Genomic DNA, 17719 nt, shown 5'->3' with positions numbered 1-17719 from the left:
TTGCCGTGGTTTGATTTAATTTTTTTATTAACAGTAAGTTAGCGCAAACGATTGTCAGCGCCTGCTGGCAGTTATCTCATTGAAATATCAGATATGAATGACGGTGTCTGCGTCATTATCGATGAGATTAATTACTGGAAGATTTTCAGCTAACAAACCCGTTAGTCCCCGTGACAGAAACCGACACTGATCGCCGGGTTATCTGACTCAAATTCCGGGGGTTCCCCCTGCATAATGCGCCGTTTCCCTTGTTTTGTCGGTTTATGGAACATAAAAGATCCGCCCACATCCCGGTGCGTCCTGCAATCGCAATCGTGGCCCTGGCAGTGATTGATATTATTATAAAACGTGTCGGTACCTGAACAGGCAGTGAGAAGCAGAACGATTAAACCGCATACGTTGCATTTAATCATGACATTTCCTTATGTATAAATCCGTTGGTGCAGCAACGCTGACAGAAACAGATACGATGGCGGCCAGTCCGCGATCTTAGGGTAACAGGCAGAATAGCAGACTGCATCCTGCAGCCTGCTCTGTATTTTGAATAAACAGGCTAACCAATAAACTCCAGCCCTTTCATGTAAGGCCGCAGCACGTCAGGCACCGCAATACGTCCGTCGGCTTGCTGATAGTTTTCCATCACCGCCACCAGCGTACGCCCGACCGCCAGACCAGAACCGTTCAGGGTATGCAACAGACGGGTTTTCTTCTCGCCTTTCGCCCGGCAACGAGCCTGCATACGCCGCGCCTGAAAATCCCCCATATTTGAGCAGGAGGAGATTTCACGGTAAGTGTCCTGTGCCGGTAGCCACACTTCCAGATCGTAGGTTTTGCAGGCACCAAATCCCATGTCACCGGTGCAAAGCAGAACTTTACGATAGGGTAACCTGAGCAGCTGTAACACTTTTTCGGCGTGTCCCACTAACTCTTCCAGCGCCTGCATGGAGGTGTCAGGATTGACGATCTGCACCATCTCAACCTTATCAAACTGGTGCATGCGAATCAGCCCGCGGGTATCACGACCATAGGCTCCGGCTTCCGAGCGAAAGCAGGGAGTATGTGCTGTCAGTTTGAGCGGTAACCGCTCTTCTTCAACAATTTCATCGCGTACCAGGTTAGTTAATGGCACTTCAGCGGTCGGGATCAACGCATAGTTACTGCTGCTGGCCTCTTCTTCCAGTGGTCGGGTATGAAAAAGATCTTCGCCAAATTTTGGCAGCTGGCCGGTACCGTATAACGTGGCATGATTAACCAGGTAGGGAACATAGGTTTCACTGTAACCATGTTCACCGGTATGCAGGTCCAGCATAAACTGACTCAGCGCCCGGTGCATCAGGGCGATCTGCCCTTGCATCACCACAAAGCGTGAACCGGTCAGTTTGGCCGCTGAGGCAAAATCCAGCCCTTTGGCCCTTTCCCCTAATTCAACATGATCACGCACCGCAAAATCAAACTGGCGGGGTTCTCCCCAACGGCTGACTTCCAGGTTTTCCGAATCATCTTTACCTGCCGGTACCTCTTCTGCGGGAATATTGGGGATGGTTAACGCCAGCTGCCGGATCTGCTCCTGCAGCGTATCAAGCTCTGTTTTTGCCGCATCAAGCCGTTCACCAAGCAGGTTAACTTCACTGCGCAGCGGGTCAATATCCTCACCGCGCGCTTTTGCCTGGCCGATAGCTTTGGAGCGGGCATTACGCTCTGCCTGCAAGGTTTCAGTTTCCACCTGCAGCACTTTGCGGCGCTCTTCATAAGATTGCAAAGTGGCAACATCCAGTTTAAAGCCTCGGCGTGCCAGTTTTTCAGCAACTGCGTCTGGCTCATTACGCAGCAGATTGGGATCGAGCATTGTTGTCCTGTGCTTATTGTAATTAAAAGTATCCGGAGGGTCGTACACGCCGTAGCGAATACGTTGAAATTATTGCTAACCTTACCGCAAGGTTATGATCGGCGGTAGCGTTTTATCGGGCTATTTTGATCCTGTTCATCCAGCCACGCCAGCTTTTCAGCGATTTTAGCTTCAAGACCGCGGGAAGACGGCTGATAATAACGTTTGTCTGCCATTTCAGGCGGAAAATAATTCTCGCCTGCGGCGTAAGCATTAGGCTCATCGTGGGCATAGCGATAATCAGCACCCAGCCCCATCTCCTTCATTAGTCGGGTCGGCGCATTGCGCAGATGTTGCGGCACGTCATAATCCGGATTATCGCGCGCATCGCGCATCGCGGCGTTAAAAGCGTTATATACGGCGTTACTTTTAGCGGCACAGGCCAGATAAACAATTGCCTGGGCAATGGCTCGTTCACCTTCAGCCGGACCAACCCGGGTAAAACAGTCCCAGGCGGCAATCGCTACCTGCATACCCCGGGGATCGGCATTACCAACGTCTTCAGAAGCAATTGCCAGCAGCCTGCGGGCAACATACAGCGGATCGCCTCCGGCGGTAATAATGCGCGCATACCAGTAAAGCGCCGCATCCGGTGCCGAACCACGTACCGATTTATGCAGCGCCGAAATTAAGTCGTAATAACGGTCACCTTTATTGTCAAAACGCGCGCTTCGCTCCCCCGATACCGCGTTTAATAACGCTGGCGTCAGTTCACGTTGCCCTTGTTCGTTGACCTCGGCCATATCCGCCATCATCTCAAGGGTGTTGAGTGCGCGCCGGGCATCACCATTCACCAGCCGGGCAATCATATTGCGCGTTTCCGCCGGCAGCACGAGGTTTTCCTTACCGTAGCCGCGTTCGCTGTCCTCCATCGCCTGACTCAGCACCCGTTCAATATCCTCAGTGCTCAGTGATTTCAGCAGATACACCCTGGCGCGGGACAGCAACGCAGAATTCAGCTCGAAAGACGGATTTTCCGTGGTGGCACCAATAAAGGTTACCGTACCGTCTTCGATATGGGGTAAAAAGGCATCCTGTTGACTTTTATTAAAGCGATGCACTTCATCAACAAACAGGATGGTATGGCGCCCGGCCTGACGATTTTGGCGGGCGCGCTCAATGGCTTCTCTGATCTCTTTCACGCCGGACGTCACCGCCGGGATTCGTTCAACGTCAGCCTGAGCATAACGGCCGATAATCTCAGCGAGGGTGGTTTTTCCAGTGCCCGGCGGCCCCCAGAGAATCATCGAATGCAGATGCCCGGCCTCAATGGCTCTGGGCAAAGGCTTGCCGGCCGCCAGCAAATGCAGCTGTCCGATATACTGCTGCAGGGTTCCCGGCCGCATACGCGCAGCCAGCGGCTGGAAACTCTGGTCAGAAAAATCCAAAGAGAGCGTACTCACGCAAACCTCACTGGCGCTGATCGTCCACCGTGACCCCTTTCGGCGGCGTAAAGGTAAATTTGTCCGGGCTTATCGCACCATTTTGCTGACTTTTCAACGTATAGTGACTGCGCTGACCATCCTGCTCGATTGCGCTGAACTGATTGATGGTGCCTGACGGCGTCACGCTAATCGTAAATTGCTTCAGATTACCGTTATCCTTTTTCGGTGTCAGGACAAAATTATCACCCTGCTGCTTCACGTTGTACTGCGCCCAGTCGCCTGACTGATTGCGGGCAATAAGCATAAAGGGCGTATTGCCGGTGGCATCTTTCAGCCAGGTGGCGCTGACCTGCTCAACAAAAGGATTATAGAACCACAGCGTTTTGCCGTCAGAAATCAGCACGCTTTCATCCGGCGCCGTCATGTGCCAGTTAAACAGATCCGGACGCTTAACCCACAGTTCCCCCTGGCCGTCCTGCACGTTGGCGCCACTGGCATCTGTGACTTTCTGGCTGAAACTGGCATGAAAACTGCTGACCTTATTCAGACGCTGCTGCAAATCCCGCGAAGCGTCCGCCAGCGCGCCTGTCGAAACCAGGGCGCACAGTAAGCTACAGGCAATAACAGGTTTTTTCATCGGTCATCCTTCTTAAAAAAGCCGTTCTCCGCCGTCATGGCGAGGGAGGTCAACAACAAATTACGCTAATACAAAACAGGCCAACAGCAGATTACCCTGAATCATTACGCCGGGCATCTGCGGTTAAAAATCAATGGGCCAGGCAAGCCTGACCCACACACAGAACAGAAACGCTGTAATCACATTTCATGCGGCGGCGGCGCCAGCACTTCACGGTTGCCGTTATGGCCAGGCGCAGAAACAATCCCCTGCATTTCCATCTGTTCAACAATGCGTGCTGCCCGGTTATAACCAATGCGGAACTGACGCTGTACCCCGGAAATAGAAGCGCGACGCTTTTCCACCACAAAGCTGACGGCCTGGTCAAACAACGGATCGAGCTCTTCGTCGCCTTCAATACCGCCACCACCAGCTTCACTATCTTCGCCGCCAGTGAGAATGCCCTCTTTGTATGCAGGACGCTCACGTGCTTTCCAGTCCTGCACCACGGCATGGACTTCCTGGTCACGGACAAAAGCACCGTGAACGCGTACCGGAATGGATGAGTTAGGCGCCAGATAGAGCATATCCCCCATCCCCAGCAACGACTCAGCGCCGCCCTGATCGAGAATCGTACGCGAATCAATTTTGCTGGAAACGGTAAAGGCAATGCGCGTAGGAATGTTAGCTTTAATCAGGCCGGTGATAACATCCACCGAAGGACGCTGGGTAGCCAGTACCAGGTGGATACCAGCAGCACGCGCCTTCTGTGCCAGACGCGCAATCAGCTCTTCTACTTTTTTGCCAACCGTCATCATCAGGTCAGCAAATTCATCAACCATCACCACGATATAGGGTTCTTTTTCCAGTACCGGCGGTGAGATATCCATACTGTCGGTGGGTTTCCAGAACGGATCGGGTATCGGACGCCCCATGGCTTCAGCCATATCAACTTTTTCGTTGTAGCCGGCAATATTACGTACGCCCAGCGCTGACATCAGCTTATAGCGACGCTCCATTTCCACGACGCACCAGCGTAATGCGTTTGCCGCATCTTTCATGTCGGTGACCACTTCAGTCAGCAGATGCGGAATACCTTCATAAACCGAAAGCTCAAGCATTTTCGGATCGATCATGATAAAGCGCACTTCTTTCGGTGTCGCTTTATACAGCATGCTGAGGATCATGGCGTTAACGCCGACCGATTTCCCGGAACCGGTTGTACCTGCCACCAGCAGATGTGGCATCTTGCCCAAATCGGCCACCACCGGATCGCCAGAAATATCTTTACCTAACACAATCGACAATGGCGACGGATTGTCACGAAATGCCGGACAGTCCAGCACTTCGCGTAAATAGACGGTCTGGCGATGTTTATTCGGTAATTCAAGGCCGACATAAGGCCGGCCGGGGATCACTTCCACGACTCGCACCGCCACCGCAGAGAGCGAACGGGCCAGGTCACGCGACAGGTTGGAAATCCGCGCTGCTTTTACGCCAGGCGCCAGGTCCAGTTCAAAACGGGTAATCACCGGCCCCGGTGAACTGCCTACTACGTCAGCTTTGACCCGGTAATCCGCCAGCCGGGCTTCAATAAGGCGCGAAGTCTGTTCCAGAGCAAAATGGTCCACTGGCTCGGTTTCTGCAGGCGGCGACGCAAGCAGCTCCAGCGTGGGCAACGGCGTAGTCGGCCGCTGAACTGGCTGCTCATCGCGCACCAGAAACGGATGAAACAGACTCTCTTTAAACGCCTCTGCCGGCGAGGGCGTCTGCGCCGCCGGTTGCGGAGTAAAAGCAGTTTGTGCAGCGCCAAATGGCGAAGAGTCTGCGTCTAAATGTGCCGGTGGCTGGTCAGGTGAAGAAGGCGTCGTCGTTGAGGGCGCAGTGGTAAACCGGGGGGCAAGCGGGTTGTTATCCCCCCGATCTGTCACCGGAGAAAAATGAAAAGCATTGCCCGTATCGAGTTCAACCCGTGAACGTTGTTCATCGTTTTGCGGCGTCTCTCCTTCGGCGTCATAACGCTGACGCTGCTGTTCGGCAAACTGACGGGCCAGCGCCGCTTGTTGCAATGCCTCTTCATCTTCTTCACTTAAAGGCTCACCATAGCGCTGTTGCTGTTGTGCAAGAAAAGCGTCACGCAACGCGGCTTGTTGCTCCGCATCGTCCTCAGGCGGTGCCTGGCGCAGCTGACTTTCCTGTTCACGCACTTTCTCTTCAGCCATCCGCTGAGAGGGCAGTTTAATACCATAAGAGGCCAGCTCCCGGCGCGTCGGTAATTTAACTTTATTAGGCCGGGGTAATTCAGGGCCAATGCCCTGTTTAACCTGCGGGTTGTAATCGTCATCTCCGCTGATAGCACTAAACCCCGGCATAAAAGAGGCTGAGTCAGCATGGCTGGCAGCAATCACCGGGGCGTCTGCTGCTGGCAACGTATCGGGCTGCACCGGCGCCGGATGAGTAAAATCGAAAGGTGAACGGCTCTGCGACGTTTGCCCGTTTGCTGCCGCTTGGCCATGACCGTTGTTCAGTGGCTGCGAAGGAGAAGGCGTTTCCTGAGGCATATCGAAACGATACAGCGGCGGGTTTTCCTGCGGCGCTGAGGGTGTGTGCTCAGGCTGGCTGACAGCAGGCGGCCGATCGCCATGGGTTTCGGGGACAGCAAACCGTACACTGTCAGCCGTAGCGTCGTCATCGCGGTTAACCCGGGCAAACAGCGGGTCCTGCGTCTCGTCTTCGTCGGTTATCACACGCTTCGGCGCCGCCAGCAGAATGTCATCATCATCTTCCGCCTGGGCGGCACGATGGATGGTTTCATCAAATTCAGCGCGCGCTTCCTGTTCTTCAGTCCAGGGCTCATCATGACGCGACCGGTTGCTGGCAAAGGTCAGCATCCCCATGATCACCGCGCCAATTTTTTCAGCAATGGTCAGCCATGACCAGCCGGTGTACAGCGTAATGCCGGCAGCCCAGACGCATAGCAGCGTCAAGGTACCACCAGCCGGACTGAACCAGGGCGCAATCGCATTACTGACCAGACTGCCAATCACGCCGCCGGAAGCAAAATACCAGATATCATCGGCATTTAAAGCCGCCAGACCACAGGTTGTTATTACCAGTGCCAGCACGCCAATAAGCCGTAAACCGACGCCAAAATAATCGATATAGTCGTAATGGTCACGCTGACGGAAAGTTATCCAGCACAGGCCAACAATCACCGGTGGAATAGCATAAGCCATGATGCCGAAAATAAATAACAGCGTATCGGCCATCCAGGCGCCAATACTTCCCCCAAGATTATGAATAGGTTCATGCCAGGCGGTTTGTGACCAGCTGGGATCGGAAGGATTGAAACTGACCAGTGCAACCATCAGATAAATGGCAAACAAGGTAACCAGAATCAACAGGGCTTCAAGCAGGCGGCGGCCGCTGCTCATGGGTCGTAATGTGACGTCTTTATCTTCTGTATATTCCTGGCTCAAGAGAACTCTCCAGGTGCCTGTGAACTAAACAGATAACAGCGCCGGACCTTCCCGGACGCTGAACCTGTATGAATGCACAGGAGTGTAACCAAAACTCGCAGGTTTTGCACCTGTCCTGTGTTACCGGGTTTTAATGACCAGCCGGTTACTTTGTTTCACTTCTTCCATGACAACGTAGGTCCGCGTATCGTTCACGCCTGGCAGACGCAGCAGGGTTTCACCCAGCAATTTACGGTAGGCGGACATATCCGGTACGCGGGTTTTCAGCAAATAGTCAAAATCGCCTGAAACCAGATGACATTCCTGAGTTTCCTCAAGTTTTTGCACGGCGGCGTTAAACTGTTCAAACACATCCGGTGCGCCACGATTCAGAGTTATCTCAACGAAAACCAGCAGCGAGGCGTCCAGATAGTGCGGGTTGAGCAGTGCGGTATATCCCAGAATAAAACCCTGACGCTCAAGACGACGTACGCGCTCAAGACAAGGCGTCGGTGATAAGCCAACCCGTTTTGATAACTCAACATTGGAGATGCGGCCATCTTTTTGCAACTCATTGAGAATATTTCTGTCAATACGGTCGAGATCTTTACCGGGGCGTTTTTTATTGTCTACCATTATTATTGTCTCTCTCAAATCCTTCCCTTAACCTGCCATACCCTGAACAACATCAATGTGCCGGGATCTCATGGGGAAGACGATGACCTGATGCCTGATTAAGCGCCTATTCCTCTGACGTATACGGTTTATCCACGTCATACGCCAGAAAGAACGCCAGGTTGAGTCTATGCTGTCGGTTTCACTGGCGGTTTGTCTCCCGCCTGCGCCTGACAGTCTCTCTGCTTCCTGTATTGTTTTCGCAAAACGTCAGGCGATTGTCAAAGTAAAACAGCAAGAATCAGTACAACATTCCATAAAGCAGCGCGGCATTATGATTTTAAATGGATATTTTGTCGCATTTGCCACCAGTACTCCCTGCCCTGCCGGACCTGAATATTATAACCGTCACCGTTGTCTGACAGAGGCGGAGATCAAGGTGATGGTTAACATCACGGGATAACGCTTTTTTTGCTGTCGATTATTTCCTACAATCCTAGCCATATCTTAGCCAGTTGAATGAGGGTTTCATGAGTACGGTCAAACACAGTAAGCTTTTGATCCTGGGGTCAGGACCGGCGGGCTACACCGCTGCAGTTTATGCAGCACGTGCAAACCTGAAACCGGTGTTGATTACCGGTCTTGAAAAGGGTGGCCAGCTGACCACCACCACCGACGTGGAAAACTGGCCCGGCGATCCGCACGATCTCACCGGTCCGCTGCTGATGGAACGTATGCAGGAACACGCCGAGAAATTCAATACGGAAATTATTTTCGACCATATCCATACGGTCGATTTGCAAAATCGCCCGTTTCGCCTGACCGGCGATAGCGGTGTATACACGGCTGACGCCTTGATTATCGCCACCGGCGCATCTGCACGCTATCTGGGTCTGCCTTCAGAAGAAGCGTATAAAGGAAAAGGTGTTTCAGCCTGTGCCACCTGTGACGGTTTCTTTTATCGTAATCAAAAAGTGGCGGTTGTCGGCGGCGGCAACACCGCGGTTGAAGAAGCGCTTTACCTGTCAAATATCGCCGCAGAAGTCCATCTTGTGCACCGCCGCGACAGCTTCCGTGCGGAAAAAATTCTGGTCGATCGTTTGATGGAAAAAGTGGCCAGCGGCAAAATTGTGTTGCATACCGATCGCACGCTTGATGAAGTGATTGGCGATGATATGGGCGTTAGCGCAGTGCGGCTGCGCGCAACCAACCAATCCGACCACAGCGAAATCGTTGAGGTTGCAGGCTGCTTTATTGCTATTGGCCACAGTCCGAACACCGCAATTTTTGCCGGACAGCTGGCGCTGGAAAACGGCTACATCAAAGTCGCATCAGGCAGTCATGGCAACGCCACTCAGACCAGCATTGCCGGGGTATTTGCCGCGGGTGATGTCATGGATCATATCTATCGTCAGGCCATCACCTCTGCCGGTAGCGGTTGTATGGCGGCGCTGGATGCTGAACGCTATCTGGATGGCCTGGTTAAAAAAACGTAACACGTAGTTTAACTTCCTGATCACAATTAAAAAAGGCGACATTACCCGGTCGCCTTTTTGCTTTGCTGCGGGTAACATGACCCCCATTTCCCGTTTAAACGCCGCACTGACTGTGGCAAAAACCGATCTGGCCGACGATGAATAAAACCCGACAGCAGCAACTCACCCGTTGGTTACGCCAACAAACGGCACCGGCTAACCGCTGGTTACGTATTTCATCGCTGCTCGGTGTTATCAGCGCGCTGATTCTGGTAGGCCAGGCATGGCTGCTGGCAACGCTGCTTCAGGCCCTGATTAGCGATCAAATACCGCGTGGTAAACTGACAGCACACTTTCTGCTGCTGATTACCTGCTTTGTCCTGCGTGCGTTTCTTCATCTGGCTCGCGAACAAGCTGGCTTCCGCTGCGGGCAGAGCGTACGCCGTGCCTTGCGCCGCCAGGTGCTCGATCGCCTGGCGGCGGCAGGACCGGCCTGGATTCAGGGCAAACCGGCCGGCAGCTGGGCAACGTTATTGCTGGAACAAATTGAAGAGATGCACGACTACTATGCGCGCTATCTGCCACAAATGATGTTAGCCGCACTGATCCCTGCTTTTATTCTGATTGCCATTTTCCCGATAAACTGGGCCGCCGCGCTGATATTGCTGGCTACCGCGCCGCTTATTCCCTTTTTTATGGCGCTGGTCGGCATGGGGGCGGCTGACACTAACCGGCGTAATTTTCAGGCACTCAGCCGCCTTAGCGGCCAGTTTCTCGACCGCTTGCGTGGACTCGACACCTTGCGCCTGTTTCACCGTGCCGGGGCAGAGAAGATTGCCATTGGCCAATCCACTGAACAATTTCGCCAGCGCACCATGGAAGTCCTGCGTCTGGCGTTTCTCTCCTCTGCTGTGCTGGAGTTTTTTGCCTCACTCTCCATCGCCATCGTTGCCGTCTATTTCGGTTTCTCTTATCTCGGTCAGTTTCATTTCGGCAGTTATGACACCGGTGTCACCCTGTTCGCCGGTTTCCTCGCACTGATTCTGGCACCCGAATTTTTTCAGCCATTGCGGGATCTGGGTACCTTTTATCATGCAAAAGCACAGGCCGCCGGGGCAGCCGACACCCTGGAACAGTTTCTCAGTCAGTCTCCTGCCAGCCCTCAGCCTGAGGGAACGCATTTGCTGCCTGCCGGTAACCCCTTACAGATTGAGGCGCAAAACCTGTTTATTCACTCGGCAACAGGCGCAACGCTGGCCGGACCGCTCAATTTTCAGATTAACGCCGGCGATCGTATCGCCATTGTCGGCCTGAGTGGCTCAGGAAAAACCTCGCTGTTTAACGTACTGATGGGCTTTTTGCCATACCAGGGGTCTTTGACGCTTAATGGGCACGAACTGCGGGATATTGCGCCAACCAGCTGGCAACAGCAGCTGGCATGGCTGGGACAGAATCCCCATCTTCCGGCGCCAGACATACGGGAAAATATAGTGACAACCCCCCTGCCTGATCCTTGCCGTATTCAACAGGTGCTTGAACAAGCCGGAGTCAGCGAATTTATCGACCGTCTTCCTGCCGGGCTGGATACCCCGATTGATGAACAGGCCAGCGGGCTTTCTGTCGGTCAGGCACAGCGCATTGCGCTGGCACGCACCCTGCTGAAACCCTCGTTGTTGTTGCTACTGGATGAACCAGCCGCCAGCCTCGACGCCCTGAGTGAAAGATTAGTCAGTCAGTGCCTGCTGGCGGCTTCCCACCAGCAAACAACGCTGCTTATCACCCATCAGTTAGAGCAGCTGGAAAACTGGGACACCATCTGGGTGATGAATGATGGCGAGATTGTTCAGCAAGGTAATAAGCAGACCTTACTGCAACAACCTGGTATCTTTGCCAGTTTACTCAATCAACGGATGAGTGAGGTGTCCTGATGAAACAACTGCTCCCTTACCTGGCACTCTACCGTCGTCATAGTATCCGCCTGTTACTTGGCATCGTGCTGGCCGTCGTGACGCTGCTTGCCAGTATTGGCTTACTGACACTGTCGGGCTGGTTTCTGGCGGCAGCGTCACTGGCCGGCTTTGCCGGTTTATACAGCTTCAACTATATGTTGCCGGCTGCAGGGGTACGTGGCGCGGCAATTATACGCACCGCGGGACGCTATTTTGAACGTCTGGTCAGCCATGACGGAACATTTCGCGTGTTACAGCACCTGCGCGTCACCACCTTCACCCGTCTGCTGCCACTGACGCCGGGCCGGCTGTACCGTTTCCAGCAGGGTGACCTGCTAAATCGGCTGGTCGCCGACGTTGACACACTGGATCACCTTTATCTGAGAGTTATCTCCCCGCTGGTCGGGGCACTCTGTGTTGTTCTGGTGGTAATGGTGGGCCTGAGCTGGCTCGACGTACCGCTGGCACTGACTCTGGGGCTGATTCTTCTGCTTACACTGCTGGCACTGCCACCGCTGTTTTATCGCCTCGGTTACCCGGTTGGCGTAGCACTGACGCAGCAACGCAGCGCCTGGCGCAGTCTGCTGATGCGCTGGTTGCAGGGGATGGCGGAACTGCGCATCTACGGCATCGAGCCGGATTACCGCCAGAAACTGGACAAGGTGGAACAGCAATGGCAGGCAACACAGCAGCAGCAATCAAGACTTAGCGCCAGCTCTCAGGCCGGATTACTGCTGATTAGCGGTCTGACGGTGACCTTAATACTCTGGCTAAGTGCCGGCGGTGTTGGCAGTACGCTAAGCCCTGGCGCGGCTATTGCCCTGTTTGTTTTTTGTTGCCTCGCAGCGTTTGAGGCGCTGGCCCCGGTGGCAAACGCATTCCAGTATCTGGGACAGGTGATTGCTTCCGCAGAACGTATTAGCGAAATCACACAACAACAACCGGGCGTACGCTTCGCAGGGGACAGACAACAAAGCGCACAGCAAGTCAGTCTGACGCTGCAACAGGTTAGCTTTAGCTATGAAAACGCCACTTTTCCCGCGCTGCAGCAGGTTTCACTGCAATTGCGTGCGGGTGAAAAGCTGGCGCTAATCGGCCGCACCGGCAGCGGTAAATCTACCCTATTACAGTTAATTACCCGCGCCTGGGACCCGCAGCAGGGTGAAATCACGCTGAATGATTATCCTCTGGCGAGCTGGCAGGAGCATGCGCTGCGAAAAATGACCACCGTTGTCAGCCAGCGGGTGCATCTGTTTAGCGCCACGCTACGCGATAACTTATTACTGGCCGCGCCTGGCGCCAGCGACAGCCAGCTGGTTTCTGCCCTGCAGCAGGTGGGACTGGAAAAATTGCTGGCGGATCCCCAGGGGCTGCACGCCTGGCTCGGTGACGGCGGTCGCCAGCTTTCTGGTGGTGAACGCCGCAGACTGGGTATTGCCCGCGCCCTGTTGCATGACGGCGCGCTGTGGCTGCTGGACGAACCGACTGAAGGGCTTGATGCCCACACAGAGCAGCAAATTTTGCATTTACTCCACCAGGTTACGCACGATAAGAGTGTCATTATGGTGACACACCGGTTGCAGGGAATTGAAAATATGGACAGAATCGGGGTGATGGATGGCGGACAGCTGGTTGAACTGGGTAGCCATGAAGCCTTAATGGCAAAAGGCGGACGCTACAGCGATTTTCAGCAACGCTTTACGCTATAGTGAAAACAGGTTTCGTCAAAAAACGATTATCATGCGCCTGATTCAGCTTTCCCGGGATTCAATTCAGTTTCCGCCGCCAGAGATGGCGCTGCGGGAACCCAACGGTCTGCTTGCTATGGGAGGAGACCTGAGTCCCGCGCGCCTGCTGAATGCCTACCATCGCGGTATTTTTCCCTGGTTCTCCCCGGGCGATCCCATATTGTGGTGGTCACCGGACCCACGTGCGGTGCTGTGGCCGGATGCGTTTCGCCTCAGCCGCAGTATGAAGCATTTTCACAAACACTCGCCTTATCAGGTCACGCTGAACCAGGCGTTTCCTGATGTCATCAATGGCTGCGCCAGCGGGCGTGATGAAGGTACCTGGATAACCCCGGAAGTACAGCGGGCCTGGATTAAACTCTGGCAACGGGGACATGCGCACTCTATTGACGTCTGGCAGGATGAAACTCTGGTGGGCGGCATGTATGGCCTTAGCCTCGGGCAAATTTTCTGTGGAGAGTCAATGTTCAGCCGGCGGGTAAATGCCTCGAAAACCGCGCTGCTGGTATTTGCAGATTACTTCCAGCAGCAGAGAGGACGGCTGATTGACTGCCAGGTATTAAATCCGCATACCCAATCGCTGGGCGCCAGCGAAATTCCCCGTGCCCGATATCTGACTTATCTTGATGAACTCGCCGGGTCTGCAGTTACCGCTGGCTGCTGGCAGGCAAAGCGTCTTTTCTGACCATAATGATTTCTGCACAACAACCGATATTTGGTGATATAATCGCTGGATATGATCAGTAATCCAGGCTCGCCGTAAATCGGGCTGGAACCGGCCCCGTTGGGAATAACCAGGCATTTTATCGAACTGACTTACCGGTGTTAACCGCGAGTCGCTCCTTATCCGCTTTTCTCCCGCAGACGTCATTACTGAAGGTATTTATCGCCGCGTGGTTGTTCACAGGAACCTGACCGCCGGCCCGTGTTGGTATTTGCACCAGCAATTCTTTACATAAATCTGGAAATTCGGCATTATCTTGCCGGTCCAAATTAAGGTTGTCATACCCAGAGGATTCGATGGCAAAAGAAGACAATATTGAAATGCAGGGTACCGTACTGGATACGTTACCTAATACCATGTTCCGTGTTGAGCTGGAAAATGGTCACGTGGTTACCGCTCATATCTCCGGTAAAATGCGCAAAAACTATATCCGCATCCTGACGGGCGACAAAGTCACTGTTGAGCTGACCCCGTACGACCTGAGCAAAGGCCGCATTGTCTTCCGTAGTCGCTGATTGACAGGCGGCCGACCGAGACATCAGTCAGGTGCTCCTGCCGCAGTAAAAAAGGCCGACGTATGTCGGCCTTTCGCTTTATCCGTCGCGGCTGTTTAATGTACCGTCCCTTCGGCTTTGCGTTTCTCAGCACTCAGGAAATGGTAAGTCAGCTGGTTTTTTTCTTTATCCAGCGCCACCGAAACCGAACCGCCGTTCACCAGCGAACCAAACAACAGTTCGTTTGCCAGCGGTTTTTTCAGATTGTCCTGCACGGTACGTGCCATCGGACGGGCACCCATGGCTTTATCGTACCCTTTTTCAGCCAGCCAGGCACGTGCATCATCGCTGACTTCCAGTGATACCCCTTTTGCATCCAGCTGCGCCTGCAGTTCAACAATAAACTTATCCACCACCTGATGAATCACCGCCGTCGACAGATGGTTAAACCAGATAATATTGTCCAGCCGGTTGCGGAATTCCGGGGTAAAGACTTTGCGGATCTCCTCCATTGCGTCGGTGCTGTTATCCTGATGAATAAGCCCGATAGACTTACGTTCAGTTTCACGTACGCCGGCATTGGTGGTCATAACAAACACCACGTTACGAAAATCGGCTTTGCGGCCATTATTATCAGTCAGCATACCGTTGTCCATCACCTGCAACAGCAGGTTAAACACATCCGGGTGCGCTTTTTCAATCTCGTCAAGCAGCACCACAGCATGCGGATGTTTAATCACTGCATCGGTAAGTAAGCCCCCCTGATCAAAACCGACATAGCCGGGAGGTGCACCAATCAGACGGCTGACCGTGTGACGCTCCATATATTCCGACATATCAAAGCGCAGCAGCTCAATACCGAGCGCACGGGCTAACTGAACGGTTACCTCGGTTTTACCCACGCCGGTGGGACCGGCAAACAGGAAGGAACCAACCGGTTTACGTTCGTGCCCCAGACCTGCCCGACTCATTTTAATTGCTTCCGTCAGGGCTTCAATGGCATTGTCCTGGCCAAACACCAGCATTTTCAGGCGTTCGCCAAGGTTTTTTAAGGTATCGCGGTCCGTAGCAGAAACGCTCTGTTCAGGAATACGGGCGATACGCGCCACCACCGTTTCAATGTCGGCGACATTGACGGTTTTTTTACGTTTACTGGCAGGAGCCAGACGCGCCCGCGCGCCGGCTTCGTCAATGACGTCAATGGCTTTGTCAGGCAGATGACGATCGTTAATATATTTCACCGCCAGTTCTACCGCCGCACGCACCGCTTTTGCCGTGTAGCGAACGTCATGATGCGCTTCGTATTTCGGTTTCAGTCCGTTCAGTATCTGTACCGTTTCTTCCACCGAAGGTTCAGTAATATCAATTTTCTGGAAGCGGCGCGCCAGCGCCCGATCTTTCTCAAAAATATTGCTGAATTCCTGATAGGTAGTTGAACCCATCACGCGGATTTTACCGCTGGAAAGCAGCGGCTTGATTAGATTCGCCGCATCCACCTGACCGCCTGACGCCGCACCAGCGCCAATGATGGTATGAATTTCGTCAATAAACAGAATGCTGCTGTTATCCTGTTCAAGCTGTTTGAGCAGCGCTTTAAAACGTTTCTCAAAATCGCCACGGTATTTGGTACCGGCCAGCAATGAACCAATATCCAGCGAATAAATCGTGCACTCTTTCATTACTTCGGGTACATCACCCTGCACAATCCGCCAGGCCAGTCCCTCGGCAATCGCCGTTTTACCGACACCCGATTCCCCCACCAGCAAAGGGTTATTTTTGCGGCGACGACACAATACCTGAATCGTCCGCTCTAACTCTTTGTCACGGCCAATCAGCGGATCTATGCCGCCAACACGAGCAAGCTGATTCAAATTGGTGGTGAAGTTCTCCATACGTTCCTCCCCCCCGGCCTGCTCTTCGTTAACTGGATTTTCAGAACCCTGCTGCGGGTTAGTTTCGTCTTTTCGCGTACCGTGCGAAATAAAGTTGACCACATCAAGCCGGCTGACTTCATGTTTGCGTAGCAGGTAAGCCGCCTGGGACTCCTGCTCGCTGAAAATAGCGACCAGTACGTTGGCGCCGGCCACTTCACTGCGGCCTGATGATTGTACGTGGAATACGGCACGCTGAAGTACCCGCTGAAAGCTGAGAGTCGGCTGTGTGTCCCGCTCCTCTTCAGCCGCTGGCAGTACCGGCGTGGTCTGTTCGATAAAAGCTTCGAGTTCCTGACGAAGGGCGACAATATCAACCGTACAGGCTTCAAGCGCTTCCCTGGCTGACGGGTTACTGAGCAATGCCAGCAACAGATGCTCGACGGTCATAAATTCATGTCGGTGCTCGCGCGCTCTGGCGAAAGCCATATTTAAACTGAGTTCCAGTTCTTGATTGAGCATAGGCACCTCCCCCAATTAAATCGCCTTTTCAGGCTTTTTCCAACGTACACAGCAACGGATGCTCATTCTCCCTGGCATATTTATTCACGAGAGCAACTTTGGTTTCCGCAACTTCCGCAGTAAACACACCACAAATTGCTTTGCCCTGATAATGCACCGTAAGCATCAGTTGCGTTGCACGTTCAACATCATAAGAAAAGAACTTTTGCAGAACGTCAATAACAAATTCCATCGGTGTATAATCGTCATTGTTAAGTATAACTTTATACATCGAAGGGGGTTTCAGCCCTTCATGCAGCTTGTCTTCTGCAAGATGCTCAAAGTTAAGCCAGTCGTTTGTATTACCCATTACGCACCCAGTGTTATCAACATTCGTAAACTCTCGCAACCTCTGTTTTAGCCTATTCAGTTTAACCAATTAAAACAGTGCTCGCTGACGGCATAAAAAAGTCTGAATTTGAACCTGCGCGACCTTTATCACAAAAACTCATCAGAGCGTTATCTGCCTCAAATTTTGACGATCCAACCAGTGGATAACGTTGACGCTGCAGGACATTACCCTACATTGTACCAGTACAGGCTGACCATCGTTAATAGCTTAACAGGCAACCAGGCCTGATAACCTCACTCAACAATCACTGTCATGCGAGGGATCCAGCAACATGGAGACGGGTACTGTTAAATGGTTTAATAATGCCAAAGGCTTCGGCTTTATCTGTCCGGTTGGTGGCGGCGAGGATATTTTCGCACACTACTCATCTATCCGGATGGATGGTTACAGAACGCTGAAAGCCGGACAACAAGTCCAGTTTGATGTACATCAAGGGCCAAAAGGTAATCACGCCAGTCTTATCGTCCCGGTTGAAACGGCTGCCGCGACCTGAACCCTGTCATCACATTCTGAGCAACCTGCGGAAAAAATGCCAGTCGTTATGGCTGGCATTTTTTCCGAAAACAGGCCGCCGCTGTTAAATAAA

At 53.1% G+C, this 17719-nt stretch carries 12 protein-coding genes and 2 pseudogenes; 6 read left to right on the top strand and 8 right to left on the bottom strand.

The annotated features are described in order from the left end of the window. Window positions 1-553: 553 nt before the first annotated feature. From serS to lrp, 6 genes and pseudogenes are all read right to left on the bottom strand, one after another. On the bottom strand, window positions 554-1846 hold the full coding sequence (gene serS, locus BL249_RS11305; RefSeq protein ID WP_099705237.1) for a serine--tRNA ligase: 1293 nt from the start codon (window positions 1844-1846) through the stop codon (window positions 554-556). Window positions 1847-1938: 92 nt separating this feature from the next. After that, window positions 1939-3288: a replication-associated recombination protein A gene (locus BL249_RS11300; protein WP_099705236.1), complete on the bottom strand. Its 1350-nt coding sequence runs from the start codon at window positions 3286-3288 to the stop codon at window positions 1939-1941. A 7-nt stretch (window positions 3289-3295) separates the two neighbouring features. After that, window positions 3296-3907 (bottom strand): outer membrane lipoprotein chaperone LolA, encoded by a 612-nt coding sequence (gene lolA, locus BL249_RS11295; RefSeq protein WP_099705235.1) that lies wholly within the window; start codon window positions 3905-3907, stop codon window positions 3296-3298. Between the two features lie 179 nt (window positions 3908-4086). Further along, window positions 4087-6228: pseudogene (locus tag BL249_RS11290) on the bottom strand (DNA translocase FtsK); the annotation flags it as partial. A 624-nt stretch (window positions 6229-6852) separates the two neighbouring features. Then, window positions 6853-7254 (bottom strand): annotated as a pseudogene (locus BL249_RS19500) (DNA translocase FtsK 4TM domain-containing protein); the annotation flags it as partial. A 231-nt stretch (window positions 7255-7485) separates the two neighbouring features. Next, entirely contained in the window at window positions 7486-7980 is a 495-nt protein-coding gene (gene lrp, locus BL249_RS11285) for a leucine-responsive transcriptional regulator Lrp (protein ID WP_017347019.1), read from the bottom strand. 509 nt (window positions 7981-8489) lie between these two features. Here lrp and trxB point away from each other — a divergent pair. From trxB to infA, 5 genes are all read left to right on the top strand, one after another. Further along, a complete protein-coding gene (gene trxB, locus BL249_RS11275) occupies window positions 8490-9455 on the top strand; it encodes a thioredoxin-disulfide reductase (RefSeq protein ID WP_099705232.1) in 966 nt (321 codons plus the stop codon). A gap of 137 nt (window positions 9456-9592) precedes the next feature. Next, entirely contained in the window at window positions 9593-11362 is a 1770-nt protein-coding gene (gene cydD / locus BL249_RS11270) for a heme ABC transporter permease/ATP-binding protein CydD (RefSeq protein ID WP_099705231.1), read from the top strand. Beyond that, the gene (gene cydC / locus BL249_RS11265; RefSeq protein WP_099705230.1) at window positions 11362-13092 is read left to right on the top strand and encodes a heme ABC transporter ATP-binding protein/permease CydC; all 1731 of its coding nucleotides are present in this window, start codon (window positions 11362-11364) and stop codon (window positions 13090-13092) included. Before cydD ends, cydC begins: the two co-directional genes overlap by 1 nt. 31 nt (window positions 13093-13123) lie before the next feature. Further along, entirely contained in the window at window positions 13124-13816 is a 693-nt protein-coding gene (aat, locus tag BL249_RS11260) for a leucyl/phenylalanyl-tRNA--protein transferase (protein ID WP_099705229.1), read from the top strand. 335 nt (window positions 13817-14151) lie between these two features. Continuing rightward, the gene (gene infA / locus BL249_RS11250) at window positions 14152-14370 is read left to right on the top strand and encodes a translation initiation factor IF-1 (protein WP_002211347.1); all 219 of its coding nucleotides are present in this window, start codon (window positions 14152-14154) and stop codon (window positions 14368-14370) included. A 95-nt stretch (window positions 14371-14465) separates the two neighbouring features. Here infA and clpA read toward each other — a convergent pair whose 3' ends face one another. After that, entirely contained in the window at window positions 14466-16742 is a 2277-nt protein-coding gene (clpA, locus tag BL249_RS11245) for an ATP-dependent Clp protease ATP-binding subunit ClpA (protein ID WP_099705228.1), read from the bottom strand. A 28-nt stretch (window positions 16743-16770) separates the two neighbouring features. Continuing rightward, complete coding sequence (gene clpS / locus BL249_RS11240) at window positions 16771-17091, bottom strand: ATP-dependent Clp protease adapter ClpS (RefSeq protein WP_099705227.1); 321 nt, start codon at window positions 17089-17091, stop codon at window positions 16771-16773. Window positions 17092-17404: 313 nt separating this feature from the next. On the opposite strand from clpS, the gene cspD reads away from it, so the two are divergent. Next, complete coding sequence (gene cspD / locus BL249_RS11235; RefSeq protein WP_099705226.1) at window positions 17405-17626, top strand: cold shock-like protein CspD; 222 nt, start codon at window positions 17405-17407, stop codon at window positions 17624-17626. The last annotated feature ends 93 nt before the right edge of the window (window positions 17627-17719 follow it).

The organism is Erwinia sp. OLFS4 (genome assembly GCF_002752165.1).
GTDB lineage: Bacteria > Pseudomonadota > Gammaproteobacteria > Enterobacterales > Enterobacteriaceae > Izhakiella.
The sequence above is the reverse complement of the archived record's forward strand: the minus strand, read 5'-3'. Positions and strand labels throughout refer to the sequence as shown.